The following is a 14460-nucleotide window of genomic DNA, read 5'->3' on the forward strand; positions in this document are numbered from 1 at the left end:
CGAGTGATTTAGTCAAGAAATGGGCTATGATCACGATAGGGCGGTTTAGCCATTCGTTCCGACATAAAATCGATAAAGCTCCGTACCTTAGGGGCTAAGTATTTTCTTCTTGGATATACCGCATAAATCGGCAGTTCTAAGTCAGCTTTCCATTCGGGTAGTAATTGAATTAATTTTCCTTTCTCTATCTCATCTGTCAGTAGATATGTTGATAGATAGGCAATACCTAAACCACTTACCGTTGCATCAAGTACTGCAGGTGCATTATCAATTCGATATGTTCCACGAGCTCTTATTGATTGATGAATACCATCACGAGTAAATTCCCAGTTAACGTACTTTCGCTCACGACTTTGGTAAGTAATACAGTTATGGCGGCGTAAATCCCCTGGTGTTTCGGGCTTTCCATGCTGGGCAATATATTCTGGCGAAGCGACAACCATAAAATGGCAGTTAGCTAATCGTCGCGCTACCATTCCTTCCGGCGGATGTTCATGAATGGCAATCCAGCAATCAAACCCTTCTTCTAACAAGTTAGGTCTATGATCAAATAAACTGATTTCCAGCTCCAATTCAGGATGTAGCTGCTGAAATTCAGCCAGAGCTGGAGTAATTTGATGGTTACCAAAGGATTGAGCAATACCGATTCTTAGAACACCTTTCACCTCATTTCGATAACCTGCCACCATAGCTTCAGCTTCGTTAACCGTATCTAACAATTGCTGGCCATACTCGGCATATTGTAATCCAATCTCGGTTAGAACAACGGTTCTAGTACTTCGCTGAACCAGTTGGCAACCTAAACGCTCTTCAAGAAGGCGAATTTGCTTGCTTACTTGTGACTTTGAAATTCCCAATCTATCAGCCGCTCTTGTGAAGTTTTGTTCATGACTGATTGTTGCAAGAATAACCATTTGATGAAGATTTTCTAGCATTGTTTTTAACCGATTGTAAGTGCTTTAGTTATTATACCCAATCATGGATTTGGCGCGACTATGTTCGTGTTAGAGAGTGAGCTTGATGATGAAAACAAACATTAATTAAATCGATTTATATAATTAAAACGAACGATTAGATTAATTTTAAGGCTCTTTGTACTATGCATTCATACCCAGCCCTTTAGGTTGCTTGAGTATCAAGTATTTATGGAGAGATTTAAATGTTAAGTGTTTTTTGGCACTTTTTAGTTCTAGGACTTTATAGCTTTGGTGGACCTGCTGCACATATTGGTTATTTTCAACGAGCATTTGTCGAAGATAAAAAATGGTTAACCAGCAGTGAATTCAATCAGGCTGTTGCACTATGCCAATTTCTACCTGGACCGGCGAGCAGTCAGTTAGGCATGTTTATCGGATACAAAAAAGGGCACTATCTTGGAGCTCTAGCAGCTTTTGTTGGGTTTACTTTACCCTCTTTTGCTTTGTTAACCATTCTGGCTATTATGAGTAGCAGTTTATCGGATTCCAGTTGGCTCGATGCTGTCATACAAGCTGCAAAATTGTTAGCGGTTATTGTTGTTGCTGATGCGTTATGGGGGATGGGGAAGAAAAATATAACCTCGAAAACTACATTTTTTGTCTGTCTACTCACTGCTATTTAGGTATATTTTAGCGTCGGGCTTTTAGGACAAATCTTACCTATTTTAGCTGCTGCGGCAATTGGTTATGCACTCTCATTTGTTAAGAAAGGGCAGAACGAAGCTACGCAATTACCCACGCAATTACCCACGCAATTACCTAAGGTGAAACCTAATTTAGTTATTTTGAGCTGCTTTTGCATACTGCTGGTAGGCATGCCATTTATCGCTAACATATTACCAATAGCAAATATTTTTAATATCTTTTATCAAGCAGGCAGTTTTGTTTTTGGTGGTGGTCATGTTGTTTTACCATTGCTACAGCCGATGATGGATGGTTTGGTTGAACCAGACAAGTTTTTAACCGCGTATGCTTCAGCTCAACTAGTACCGGGTCCTATGTTTACTATGGCAAGCTATCTGGGTGCCGCCGCTTATACTACGAGTCCGATTCTTGGCAGTCTTGTTGCGACTATTGCGGTCTTTTTACCTGGAGCATTATTGCTATTTGCTTTTTTACCGGCATGGGAAGCTTTATTTAGTCATCCTAGATTACAAATAGCGATAAGTTTAGTGAATGCAAGTGTAGTTGGTTTACTTGCTAGTGCATTCATATCTCCTGTGTTTACCTCATCAATACATAGTATCTTTGATCTGATCGTTGTTATTACTGGCGGGATTTTGTTAAAACGATACAACTTACCAATTTGGGGTTTGGCATCGTTACTTGCGTTATATACCTTGATTTAAATAGACGACAATTCGGTTGAGCCACCTCAAACATGAAGTGGCTTTATTAATCACATCTAATGCACTATAACTTTATATCTAGGCTAACTAAGATCACCTCAAGTACAGTACTTAAATTCAGCTTTATAGAGCTTATGTAAGCTATCCTGATATTTACGACCTTGTTTTGCGGAATAGGGTTGTCGCATTTTCTGTTGAATCTTAGCGATATTTTCACGAACTTTGAGGCATTTAGCCTTTTTTGATTGGCTAGAACTCGCAAAAGTTGGCGCTACGATAAGAGATAAAACTATCGTACAACAGATCAGCAATTTCATAATATTAACCTTCTTTGTATTTTGTTAACTTGTAGCATGACAAAGAGGTCTTCTCGTTTTAAATTCAAACAATATTTATAAGATGGGTCGCAGATTTTTTGGTAAAGAGTGGAAGGTAATTATTAAAAAGGAGTGAATTGGATCAAAAAAGGCTCCAACTTTGAGCATTGGAGCCTTATTGTATCAACTGTCTGCATTATGCAGTTTCGGCAAATAGTAACTCAAGGTCATATTTTTCGCGCTGTAGAACATTCTTAAGTTTATTCAAAGAGCTTACTTGAAGCTGACGAATGCGCTCTCTAGTTAAACCAACTTCTTCAGCAACCTGTTGAAGGGTTTGAGCTTCATAACCCATAAGACCAAAACGACGACATAGTATTTCACGATCTCTTGGATTTAATCCCTCTAGCATAGTAAGGGTGAGCTTTTGTATATCATTTTTATCAATTTGGGCATCTGGGCCATTATCTGAATCGTCAGAAATAAATGAGGCCATCGTTTGAGAGTTAGAGTCTTCTGATGAAATCGTCTGATCAAAAGACATAACGGGCGCATCATAGGAGAGTAGCGCTGAAATATCTTCAACACTTTTATCTAATTCGTCAGCCACTTCTTCGTGTGTAGGCTCACTATTATTTGTTTTCATGAGCTGCTTATGAGTTCGAAGAATGGTATTGATTTCCTTCGAAACGTGGACCGGTAAGCGGATGGTACGAGCCTGATTATGTATCGCTCGTTCAATAGTTTGCTTAATCCACCAAGTCGCGTATGTCGAAAAACGAAAACCTCTTTCAGGGTCGAATTTTTCCACTGCTGTAATTAAGCCAATATTACCTTCATCGATCATATCACTTAGCTGCATGCCACTGCCGCGATATTTCTTTGCAATACTAACAACAAGACGAAGGTTGCTTTCGATCATAACTTTTTTAGACTTAGCGTCACCTACAAGCGCTTTACGACTATAGAGGATTTCCTCGTCTTTGGTTAGTAGAGGCTTGAGTGCAATATCTTTTAGATAAAGTTGAATCACATCATTATCAAAAGACGTTGTATCATCGACTTTGTTTTTGATATCCATATCATTTACCCCTAACTTGTGACTAACTGACTACATAATTAATTCTTTTCTATTTTTATTTAACAACCATACGTTAACATAATATTTTCATATGTTCTATCAATTGATTATGTAAATTGATTAATAAGTATCATACTTTGGTCTTAGATTAGGCTTATTTCTAATACTTATTTTATCTACTAAAACAATGAGATATTTCACGATCTATTTTTAACCCGATCTAAATTAATTATACCAATAAGCAATAACACACATTTGGAATATCAGACATAATGGTACACATTATTTTTACAATTTATTTATGAATAAAGTACTACTTTTGCTTTCAATAAAATATTAATCACATAAACCTATCGTTGTGATTGAATTAATAGGTGGAATGTAAGGTTTCATTTTTAATTGTGCATTTGAGATTGATTCTCATTTGCGAGTGGCGTAAATTAAACCTTAAATGATTGAGGGGAATATTTATGTCTATGTCTATTACAACTGCAGATAAAGCAGAAGTTTATAATACAACAATTTCAAAATTCAAACGGAAACTATTACTTCTTGGTCCGGCATTTATCGCCGCTATTGGTTATATTGACCCTGGTAACTTTGCAACCAATATTGAATCTGGTTCATCGTATGGCTATCAACTTTTATGGGTTGTACTTTGGGCTAATCTAATGGCTATGCTTATTCAGTATCTTTCAGCGAAGTTAGGTATTGTTACAGGAAAAAATCTTGCAGAGCATCTAAGAGATCATTTACCAAAGTGGGCAATAGGTCCATATTGGGTTCAGGCTGAAATTATTGCGATTGCGACTGATTTAGCAGAATTCATCGGAGCAGCCGTTGGTTTTCAGCTCGTTTTTGGGATCTCACTCATGGAAGGTGCCATTATTACAGCAGTTGCTTCAATACTTATTTTAATGCTCAATAAAAGAGGACAAAAACCTTTAGAAGCAGTAATTGGCTCCTTATTAATGCTAGTCGCCGTGATTTATGTTGTTGAACTATTTTATGCAGGACCTTCTAGTAGTGAGTTGTCTAAAGGTCTTATTATTCCTTCATTTAATAGTGCTCATGAAATTTATTTAGCTGCAGGTATCCTTGGTGCTACAGTTATGCCTCATGTAATCTATCTGCACTCAGCATTATTTAAAAATAGCTATGGTGAGAAAACAGAAACTCGTTTACGCTCAACTAAAGTAGATGTATTAATTGCGATGGTTATTGCTGGCTTCGTGAATATCGCTATTGTCGCTATGGCTGCAGCCGTATTCCACTATTCAGGTAATCAACATGTTGCTGAAATAGAAACAGCGTATATGACATTAACACCACTTGTTGGTAAAGCAGCTTCACTGTTATTTGGTATCTCATTAATTGCTTCAGGTTTATCGTCAACTGTTGTTGGTACAATGGCTGGTCAAGTAGTTATGCAGGGCTTTGTTCACTTTAAGATTCCAATGTGGGTTCGCCGTTCTGTCACAATGATTCCATCTTTTATTGTTATCGGATTAGGTCTTGATACCACTCAGATTCTTGTAATGAGCCAGGTAGTGCTAAGCTTTGGTATCGCTCTAGCTATTATTCCATTACTTATGTTTACAAATAGTGAACGCTTAATGGGGGAGTTCAAGAACACTAAAACAGTTAATATTCTTGGTGTGGTTATTGTGACTTTAGTTCTTGCTCTAAATGGTTATTTGATGGTGACATTAGCATAACCGTAATATTCCTCTCATCAAAAAACTAAGGCTGCTATTTTAAGCAGCCTTAATTTTTATCTTCGTAATGCCAAACCTTTTAAATCATCGTCACTACGTCGGTCATAACGTTGAGTTGTTGTAACACTGCTATGGCCCATAAATTTACTGACCAATAATAAATCATGACCAGCTCGAAGTAGGTTTGTTGCAACAGAATGTCGGAAATCGTGAGGAGATACCATTCGTTCAAATCCCATTCGCTGAATTTGCTTACATAAATCATTCAAGCTTTGCGTCGTTAATGATTTCTCTACTACTTGTTGGTGCTTATTGACCACACAAAATAGCGAATTAAAAATGTTACCTTGTAACTTATATCGAACATCAAACCATTTAGATAATGCCCGATATAAGTCACTTTCTAATGAAAAAGGCACATAGCGTTCTTTATTACCTTTACCGACAACATGGATAGTACCTCGATTAATATCAATGTCGTCGAGAGATAAATTGACGACTTCTGCACGGCGTAATCCTGATTCATACATCAACCAGAATATAGCATTATCACGTATCCCTTTGATTTTATTAGTTTGATTTAGGCAAATAGCTGAGATTTTATCGAGCTCGCTATAACTTAAATATCGGCCACTAGATTGGCGAGAACCTCTAGGCAGTTTAATTGCTTTTATGCGCTCTAATGTTTCAACTGTAATTGATTCACTTAACCATGCATGATGGGCAACACCACGGAGCATTCGTAATAGATTATCTGCAGTAGCAGGAGAGTAACTGCCTGTTTTTATAAGGTTTCGATCATTTCGTTCACTCAAAAACTGCTGCATCAAATTCTGTAAAACAGGGGCATAAAGAACCTGATACCAATCCATTCTTTCAATACAGCTACCAATATAGAAACAGGAAAACGCTTCTAAACTTATTTGCGACCTAACTGACAAGCTAAGCGAATAATCAATGCGATTCTCGGCTGATGAAGAGGGCTCAATTGGTGTTTCAATATCTTCAATTACATAATTACTTAACTGGTTTTGCCACTTTTTAAGTTCATATTCTGATATGTCCCCATTAAAAAACATAAAGTTAGATAGTTCTAATAACGCATTTATCAGCGGAGTAACTTGTAAATTTTTAAGAGAATAGTGGCGTAGCTGCTTAGCTTCAGCTTTCTGTTTTGCTCGATAAATAAAAAACGAATGCAGTAGTTTTTGAATAAGTCGAGGCTGTTTAACTAAAAATTGCCAATCCACTTTTACAAAACTAGGGCCTAAGTTAAAACGAGCAAAGCGCTCTAAAGTGTATTTCGCATTAATTCTTCCTCCTGATGTGTCTGTTGCTGCTAATGAGTAGATATATGCAAGGGCTGGGTTAATACTAATTGAACTTGCGTAGTTATGTTTTGTTTCAATTAATGATCGGTTAGGAGCCAAGAGATCATTATTGCGAAGAATAAGGTTTTGCATTAATTCAGGTTGGATCTTTACGTGATTCTAAATCTGCTATAAGAGATATTATATAAGACTGAGATTTAAACGCCATATAAAACAACAAATTAAAAATAATAACTAGATCTCTTAATCTGGTTTTTATGTTAAATAAGATCTTGGAAAATGAGCACAAAATTGACAACTATGTCACTGTTAAATATTTATCATTTAACGGTGACGGTGTAACTAACGATATGCATTATGCTTGAAATCTGACGCAAAAAGGAATATTAATTAGATATGGTATTTGTAGGATAAATATAATGAAAGTAACAAAAATGATTCGATGTCAGTTAAATGTATCTCATTCACTGACAGAGAGTATTGCTCTTAGCATTATCGAAAATGAAAAAGAATTTGCTGAGCCTCTTTTTTCTAAGCATGATATCGAAGATCAGCGTTATCAATTCGCAGATCAATCATTAGTTGTTGATAATGTACATGTCGATGCCGAACAGCCTGTTGGATATGCTGATATTCGTTATGGTATTCATTTCTTTTGGCCTTGCAATAACCAAGATGAAATCGATATGTATGAAGAAAGAATCTATTTTGAGTTAGATAGAGATGTTGCAGTATTTAAGTTAGATATCCATGAACCATGGATTGTGAGTTAATTACTAATGGAAAAAGAGCAGGACCTTAGAAACCTGCTCGTTGCATTCTTGAATATTATTTCCAATTAGGATTTTGCTGTAGTGTTTTGACTAAAGCTTCCTTCATTGATTGATCTGGATTTCCAATAAACCAGTAGGTTGCATACTTACTCGGCTCTGTAATTGCACCGTCTGTATCTTTTACTGAAACAACTAAAGAAACGTCTTTTTTATCTTGGTTTGATAGGGTAATCATAAAATTATTACCGCAAGCGTGAGGTTTACAATAGTTTGTAGCAGTAAAACTTTTACCACCAATCACGGTGTCTCCAATAGGAGCAGTCACCTTATTTTCTTGTTTGATCCATTCTGGTTGCGGATCTTTCGATACATCAGGAATGATAACTGAAGACTGTGTTGATGTTACAACCGGTGCTGTCTTTTGTGCTGGTGCTGATTGAGTTTGCTCCGATGAACCATCGTTACAAGCGGTAAGGAATAGAGCTAGGCTGCCAACAAGTAGGATCTTTTTCATTTTACTTCTCTTGTTATTATGTAAGTGAAAATATTCTATTCCTATTTGAAATTTCTTTCTTCAATTCTCTGTCAAATACTATAGTTATATTAAAAATTAACATGATATGGACATTAAGGTTAATTGATGAGAAAAAATTCTATCTCTAAATACAATTATGTGGCGCGATGTTTACACTGGTTTTCAGCGTTAATTATTATATCCATGTTTGGTGTTGGGTTATGGATGGTTGACCTTAACTATTACAGTACATGGTATCAAACAGCACCTCATGGGCATAAATCGGTGGGAATATTATTTGCTGGTTTAACGATTTTTCGATTGATTTGGAAGCATTTAACGGCTAGTCCTAAGATTGATGGAAACCGCATAGAAGTTTATTTAGCGACAGCTGGGCATATTGCTATGTATGCTCTTTTGTTTGGATTATTTGTCAGTGGTTATTTAATTTCAACTGCTGATGGTCGCAGCATTGATGTTTTTAATTGGTTTGCTATTCCTGGAACAGGAGAGTTATTTACCCAACAGTCGGATATTGCAGGTAAGATGCATTTTTATATTGCATGGACTTTGATTTTTATGGTGTTACTGCATGTGCTTGCTGCGTTAAAACACCATTTTATCAATAAAGATAATACGTTACGAAAAATGATAGGAGAGTCAAAATGAAAAAAACAATGGGGATGTTAATTGCTGCAATGATGTCTTTTTCGGCAAATTCGTCTGATTATGTCATAGATACCAAAGGGGCTCATGCTTCAATTAATTTTAAAATTAGTCACTTAGGCTATAGTTTTATTAAAGGTCGATTTAATGACTTTAGTGGGCAATTTTCTTACGATCCAACAAATATTTCTGCATCTAATGTTGAAGTTATCGTGAATACCCAAAGCTTAGATTCAAATCATGCAGAACGTGATAAACATGTCCGTAGTGATGATTTTATTGATGCGAGTAAATACCCACAGGCCAAATTTGTTAGTACAAAAGTCGTTGATAAAGGGGATGGTAATCTCGAAATTTTTGGAGATTTAACGTTTCATGGCCAATCAAAACCCATTATTATAGCTGCTGAACTTATTGGAGCAGGTAAAGATCCTTGGGGTGGTGAGCGTATAGGTTTTATCGGTGCAACTCGCTTGGAATTAGCAGAGTTTAAGATCCCAGTGATGGGGGATTCAAGTTATGTTGATTTAGAACTCCATGTTGAAGGTATTAAAAAATAAACAGAAAAGCGAATCACTTACTTAGAAGTGGTTCGCTTTTTATTTTACTCGTTTAATAAAGGCTTAATGATCGTCGCCCATTCTTGATAGGCAAGAGCGGTTAAATGCAGTTCGTCACGAGTATACTTCGGCAATAACGTTTTTTCTGGACACAAAACACAGTTAAGATTGATATAGGTAATATTTTTATCAACGCAATATGACTTTAATTGTTGGTTTAACTGTTCAACTAAAGGATTTAATTGTGCTAAACGAGATCCTACATATAGAGTGGATTGAACAATCGGCTCAATGCCATGTTCTTGGCAAAAATCTAACATAGAGCAATAACGTGAAAACACCTCATGGACAGTAAAACCTTGGGCTAAGTCGTTAATTCCAGCTAGAAAAAAAACTTGCTTTGGTTGTAACGGTAGGATGTCTTGTATCCGAAATAGCATTCCTTGAGTGTTGTCACCTGCGATGCCTCGATTAACAATACTTTTTTCTGGAAATAGCTCATACCAAGGCCCCCAATCTGTAATTGAGTCCCCAAACATGATAATATTCGCTGTATGTTGTTTACTCATATTTTTATGACTGTCCATTTTTCCTATATACTGACTCATCGCATTTGAGGCTTGAAGTATATTCAAACGATTACAAAAAGAGAGTAGTACATCACTATCTAAATTTAGATTAAACTCTTTCGCAACTTGTTCTGCTTGATTGAACAGTATCTTATTATCTAAATTTGATTTATCTGAGAAAAAAGAAGCCATTAAATCAAAAACACTTTTCTCTTTGTGTTCTAGACAGTATTTATAAATAGACGCATCGTAATTTTGAATTCTATTATTAATTTCTTTAGTCAAAAGTAACTCCTAAATATCTTATTAAGCTCAATATCATTGTTCTGGCTCATCGAAATCTCAATGCGATAGGACGACGGATCTCGTTGCGGAAAGTCTTCTCGATAATGAGCTCCGCGACTTTCTGTTCTTTCCAACATACAAGATAATAATACCTTTGCCATACGCAAATTCGATAACGCATTGAAACCTAAGTAAGTTTGATGTTCTGCAATTGAAAATTGTTTAGTCAGAGAATCTATCTGATCTAAAGCACATTGTAATTGTGTATGAGATCGTACAATGTTGGCACTAGCTGCTAAGATAGCTTGTATTTGATGACTGATTTCTCTTGGCGATCGAATAGAATCATTATTATCACTATTTATAACTTTATGATACCAATGATGAAATTTACTCAATAGCAGCTCATTGCCAATCAATGGTTTATGTTTCTTACTTTTTATATGATCTGCTGCTCGTTTTGCAAAGACAAGAGCACCACCAACAGAGTTGCCACCTAATCGATTAGCACCTTCAATGGCAGAAGAAATCTCTCCTACAGCATATAGGCCGCTGACAGTAGTTTCGCCTTCTGTTGAAATCTGTATTCCACCATTACAGCTATGCGCAAAATGTGCAATACCAATTTCATCTCGGCACATATTGATGCCTAAGCTTTCTAGCCAGTTAAGATATAAGGTATAGAACTCTTGAGTATCATGATATAGCTTTTCTGAAAAAGACATTTTGGCAAATTGACTTCCGCTAGAGATAGCTTTAAATATTGCTAAATCAATGATATGGCTAGGGAAGTCACAACTAAATGGCGCATAACCACTGTATTCTTGCCACAAGGATTGTTGCTGCTCTTGAGGTATATGTAAAAGTAGATTCTGATTAAACTCATCGACTAATTTTGTACAATACTTGGCGGTATGTTCACCAAATAAAGTATTATATTTAGGTGTCACTAGGGCGGGTATAAATTGAATAAACTCCATGTTAACCAGCTTTGCTCCAGCATCTAAAGCCGCTAAGTGTCCAGAACCATTCACTTCTGCTGGATATAAACTGTGTTGATATAAGCCGCCAATCCCGCCACAAGCTAAAACAATATTATTAGATTTGATCAGAAGATAATCGTTGGTGGCGGTAATAAATAGAGCACCAATGGCAACCTTATTTTCAGTCAAAATAGTTAATAATCTATGTTCCTCTAATAATTGAAGGTTAGGGTGGTTGAAGATTTTTTTTGCGTTATCTTTGGCTTGTCTCCAATCATTTATCAGATAAATATCCCTTGGATAATCTGCAAAACAAGCAGGGCGTCTATCACTTCTCAGCCACGGTTTAAACCCAATATTTTGAAGTTCTACAATTGATTTTGGAGACTGTTGAACATAGGTATCGATAAGTTCGGGATTATCCATACCAACACCAATCCTAGTCAGATCTTTTTTAAATAATTCGATATCTTGTGCATCATTATCAGTAACTTGTATACCCAGACTTCCTTTAATAGAAGAAAAGCTTGCCCCTCCGGCAAGCTTTTTATCTGTAGTTAATACTGTCTGACAACTATGCTGTAATAGATTAAAACAGGAGACTAATCCGGCGATACCGCTACCGATAACAAGAGCCTCTGTCTCATAAATCTTAGTTACTGCCAGTTGCTGTTGCATAAGTTAGCCCTTCAGCTCGTGCTGATTCTTCATTTGAAGTAACAAAGAAGAAAGATGAAATATAAGCTGGAACCACACATGCTAGGATAACCACTAGTGAAATCATAAACTCAAAGATTTGTGGTTTAACATAGCCTGGGATATAACCACTTAGTAATCCTGCTGGGTCACCAATGTAAGTTGCGACAATGACAGAGATACCAAAACCAAACCATGCTGATTTTGCATTGATACGCTTAATAAAGATACCAGCTAAGAACAGACCAGCAATTGGACCACCAAGTAGGCCAGTGATAGCTTGGAAGTAAAGGAACATATCGCCTTGACCTGCTTTCAAGAAGTGAAGAGCAAGTGCGGTACTGATTAGACCAATAATCCAGCTTGCACCTTTTGCAACTTTCAGTTTACTAGAGTCATCCATATCTGGACGCGCTTTACTTACAAGATCTGAAGTGACACAAGTTGAAATCGCATTCAAGCTTGAAGAAACCGTTGATTGCGCAGCAGCAAAGATTGCAGCAATGATAAGACCTGATAAACCAGCTGGAACATACTTAATAACGAAATAAGGCAGAATTGCGTTACCATTAATTTCGCCAGGAAGTGGAGCAGTGAAAGCAAAGAAGATATAAAGTGCAGTACCCATACCAATGAAGATAGCCATACTAGTAAATAGCAATGGTACGTTCATAAATAAGCTGTTTTGCGCTTCTTTAGTTGTCTTAGTAATATTATAACGTTGAACGATATCTTGTGAACCAACATAACTATAGATTGAGTTGATCACGCCACCAAGAATAATACCAATAAGAGTTGTACCGGCGAAGCTGATATTAAATGCAGACTCAGGAAGCGTTTTTTGATCAGCAACTAGACGATCAAATGCTGCGAATAGACCATCAGGTGATGCACTATAACCAATAACTGCAATCACTACGGCACCAGCCAATAAGATAATAGTTTGAATCGCATCGGACCATACAACAGCTTCAATACCACCAATCGAAGTATAAATTACACACATTAGTGCAACTGAACCCACCAAAATAACTGGGTCGACACCTGGCAGTGCCTGCTGTAGAGCAAGAGTTGGTAGGTAGAGAACAACGGCAATACGGATAATATGGAAAACGATAAATGAGATACTTGCTACATAACATAGCTTGGGATCAAAACGTTTACCTAAGTATTCGTAAGCAGTTGTTACATTTACTTTTCTAAAAAATGGAACAAAAACTAGAGCTGCCCAAACCACCATAACCATGATGCCAAGAGGAGCAAGTCCCATGATTGCGCCATTTGCATAAATTGATGCTGGAATCGCAATAAATGAGATTGAAGAGAGTGCAGTTGCGTACACACTACAAGCTGTTACCCATGTAGGAACACGACCGCCAGCTTTAAAGTAGTCATCCGTTGATTTGTTACGCTTAGAAAAATATACGCCTATACCAAGCATACCAGCAAAGTACAAAGCAATGACAAACCAGTTAACAGCAGACCATTCCATAACGCCTCACATAAATTAACCATACAATGAAAGATTACCTAAGTTTATATTTCAAACTGCAAGTGAAGTAAAACTCCAAAAATATATTATGTGAGAAACTTAACTTTATCTTTACTGTTATGTGATAACGATCTCGATTGAAAGCAAATAAAGACTCTGTTTCATAATTATTGTTTGATCTACAAATACATACTCTTAGAAGAGTGAAGAAGAGGATCTCGAACGAGGTATAAATTAACTAATATTCAATTGGTTACATTAAACTCAACATTAAATAGCTAACGAATTCAATGCTGTTTAGTTGTGAATACTATTCGAATAGATACTGAAAAAACCATAAAACAGGATATCTCTTTACCATTTATGGTTAGTGAACTTATTTCGTTAGGTAGAGGAAAATAGGACGTTTTGTTGTAAACAAGAAATACTCAAAAGGGGTCTACATTTGTAGGATAGAAAAGACATGATATGTGAAACAGGTGATATTTTATACTTTATTTAAGTTGTATTATGTACAATAAAGCATTTATTAAGGATATATTATGCCTAAGTATCAATTCTTCTGTGTGCCAGATTCTAATCGTCAAAAATTCACCTACCTTGATATGGGCAGCAACTCGTTTCTCGATGAGAAAGAACAACTGCTAAAGCAAGGATTTGTAATTGAAGATGATTATATTCTTGCGCAAACTCCTCAAGAAGCCATTGAAAAATTTCAATCAAACTTTATATATGCAGCTCAAGAGTATAGTAATGCGGAACCATCTGTGGGATTAATAAACTTTTTCATTGAACTCTATAAAGAATTCAAAGGCCGAAGATCTCGATAGCGTGTTATTAATCGTTGAACCTAGCGAACACTGACATTAAGAAGTTGAGCAGCATCTTTGCGTCTGATCCGTTTTTCGCAAACATCACGAATTGTACCTAAGCGAAATATCTCTTTGTCATTCATAGTTATCAACATATTTTGTTTAACTCATATTGAAAAAAGAGACACTTTACCTTGGGAGCTACAACCTTGTTTATCCCAATTTAAAATGTCCTTTTTCTTTCCCAGATTAAAATGTCTCTTTTTAAGGTAGTTCATCTTGCTCAGAAACTGGTTATAGAGTAGGGAAGTCACGGCTTTTTTCTGGTGCTCGGTTT

At 36.4% G+C, this 14460-nt stretch carries 15 protein-coding genes; 7 read left to right on the plus strand and 8 right to left on the minus strand.

The features are described 5' to 3' along the window. Positions 1-8 precede the first annotated feature (8 nt). Complete coding sequence (locus CTN07_RS17005) at positions 9-935, minus strand: LysR family transcriptional regulator (protein ID WP_005304909.1); 927 nt, start codon at positions 933-935, stop codon at positions 9-11. Between the two features lie 224 nt (positions 936-1159). Here CTN07_RS17005 and CTN07_RS23395 point away from each other — a divergent pair, with 224 nt between their 5' ends. Then, entirely contained in the window at positions 1160-1600 is a 441-nt protein-coding gene (locus CTN07_RS23395; RefSeq protein WP_418005767.1) for a chromate transporter, read from the plus strand. A gap of 192 nt (positions 1601-1792) precedes the next feature. Next, positions 1793-2326: a chromate transporter gene (locus CTN07_RS23400; RefSeq protein WP_005304911.1), complete on the plus strand. Its 534-nt coding sequence runs from the start codon at positions 1793-1795 to the stop codon at positions 2324-2326. A gap of 98 nt (positions 2327-2424) precedes the next feature. Here CTN07_RS23400 and CTN07_RS17015 read toward each other — a convergent pair whose 3' ends face one another. Both CTN07_RS17015 and rpoS read right to left on the minus strand, forming a co-directional pair. Then, positions 2425-2643, minus strand: coding sequence for a membrane protein insertase YidC (locus CTN07_RS17015; RefSeq protein WP_036765597.1), 219 nt, complete (start codon positions 2641-2643; stop codon positions 2425-2427). Positions 2644-2839: 196 nt separating this feature from the next. After that, positions 2840-3724, minus strand: a complete 885-nt coding sequence (gene rpoS, locus CTN07_RS17020; RefSeq protein ID WP_005304914.1) for an RNA polymerase sigma factor RpoS — start codon at positions 3722-3724, stop codon at positions 2840-2842. 470 nt (positions 3725-4194) lie between these two features. Here rpoS and CTN07_RS17025 point away from each other — a divergent pair, with 470 nt between their 5' ends. Beyond that, positions 4195-5442 (plus strand): Nramp family divalent metal transporter, encoded by a 1248-nt coding sequence (locus CTN07_RS17025; protein WP_005304917.1) that lies wholly within the window; start codon positions 4195-4197, stop codon positions 5440-5442. Between the two features lie 56 nt (positions 5443-5498). Here the strand turns inward: CTN07_RS17025 and CTN07_RS17030 are convergent, their stop codons facing one another. Then, positions 5499-6905, minus strand: coding sequence for a tyrosine-type recombinase/integrase (locus tag CTN07_RS17030; RefSeq protein WP_005304920.1), 1407 nt, complete (start codon positions 6903-6905; stop codon positions 5499-5501). 287 nt (positions 6906-7192) lie between these two features. Between CTN07_RS17030 and CTN07_RS17035 the strand changes: the two genes are divergently transcribed. Then, positions 7193-7546 (plus strand): hypothetical protein, encoded by a 354-nt coding sequence (locus CTN07_RS17035; protein WP_036765598.1) that lies wholly within the window; start codon positions 7193-7195, stop codon positions 7544-7546. 55 nt (positions 7547-7601) lie between these two features. Here the strand turns inward: CTN07_RS17035 and CTN07_RS17040 are convergent, their stop codons facing one another. Next, a complete protein-coding gene (locus tag CTN07_RS17040; RefSeq protein ID WP_036765599.1) occupies positions 7602-8060 on the minus strand; it encodes an Ivy family c-type lysozyme inhibitor in 459 nt (152 codons plus the stop codon). A gap of 126 nt (positions 8061-8186) precedes the next feature. On the opposite strand from CTN07_RS17040, the gene CTN07_RS17045 reads away from it, so the two are divergent. Both CTN07_RS17045 and CTN07_RS17050 read left to right on the plus strand, forming a co-directional pair. Further along, positions 8187-8729 carry a cytochrome b gene (locus CTN07_RS17045; protein WP_036765600.1) on the plus strand — a complete coding sequence of 181 codons (543 nt, stop codon included), beginning with the start codon at positions 8187-8189 and terminating at the stop codon, positions 8727-8729. Next, positions 8726-9286 carry a YceI family protein gene (locus CTN07_RS17050; protein WP_005304923.1) on the plus strand — a complete coding sequence of 187 codons (561 nt, stop codon included), beginning with the start codon at positions 8726-8728 and terminating at the stop codon, positions 9284-9286. The genes CTN07_RS17045 and CTN07_RS17050 overlap by 4 nt, the downstream gene beginning before the upstream one ends. A 44-nt stretch (positions 9287-9330) precedes the next feature. Here CTN07_RS17050 and CTN07_RS17055 read toward each other — a convergent pair whose 3' ends face one another. The 3 genes from CTN07_RS17055 to CTN07_RS17065 are packed head-to-tail and all read right to left on the minus strand — an operon-like array spanning position 9331 to position 13311. Next, complete coding sequence (locus CTN07_RS17055; RefSeq protein ID WP_005304926.1) at positions 9331-10140, minus strand: GDSL-type esterase/lipase family protein; 810 nt, start codon at positions 10138-10140, stop codon at positions 9331-9333. Beyond that, positions 10137-11801 carry an FAD-binding protein gene (locus tag CTN07_RS17060; RefSeq protein ID WP_005304929.1) on the minus strand — a complete coding sequence of 555 codons (1665 nt, stop codon included), beginning with the start codon at positions 11799-11801 and terminating at the stop codon, positions 10137-10139. Before CTN07_RS17060 ends, CTN07_RS17055 begins: the two co-directional genes overlap by 4 nt. Beyond that, entirely contained in the window at positions 11776-13311 is a 1536-nt protein-coding gene (locus CTN07_RS17065) for a sodium:solute symporter family protein (RefSeq protein WP_005304930.1), read from the minus strand. The genes CTN07_RS17060 and CTN07_RS17065 overlap by 26 nt, the downstream gene beginning before the upstream one ends. A gap of 542 nt (positions 13312-13853) precedes the next feature. Between CTN07_RS17065 and CTN07_RS17070 the strand changes: the two genes are divergently transcribed. Continuing rightward, positions 13854-14141: a hypothetical protein gene (locus CTN07_RS17070; protein WP_036765601.1), complete on the plus strand. Its 288-nt coding sequence runs from the start codon at positions 13854-13856 to the stop codon at positions 14139-14141. Positions 14142-14460 lie beyond the last annotated feature (319 nt).

This window comes from Photobacterium damselae (assembly GCF_003026815.1).
GTDB lineage: Bacteria > Pseudomonadota > Gammaproteobacteria > Enterobacterales > Vibrionaceae > Photobacterium > Photobacterium damselae.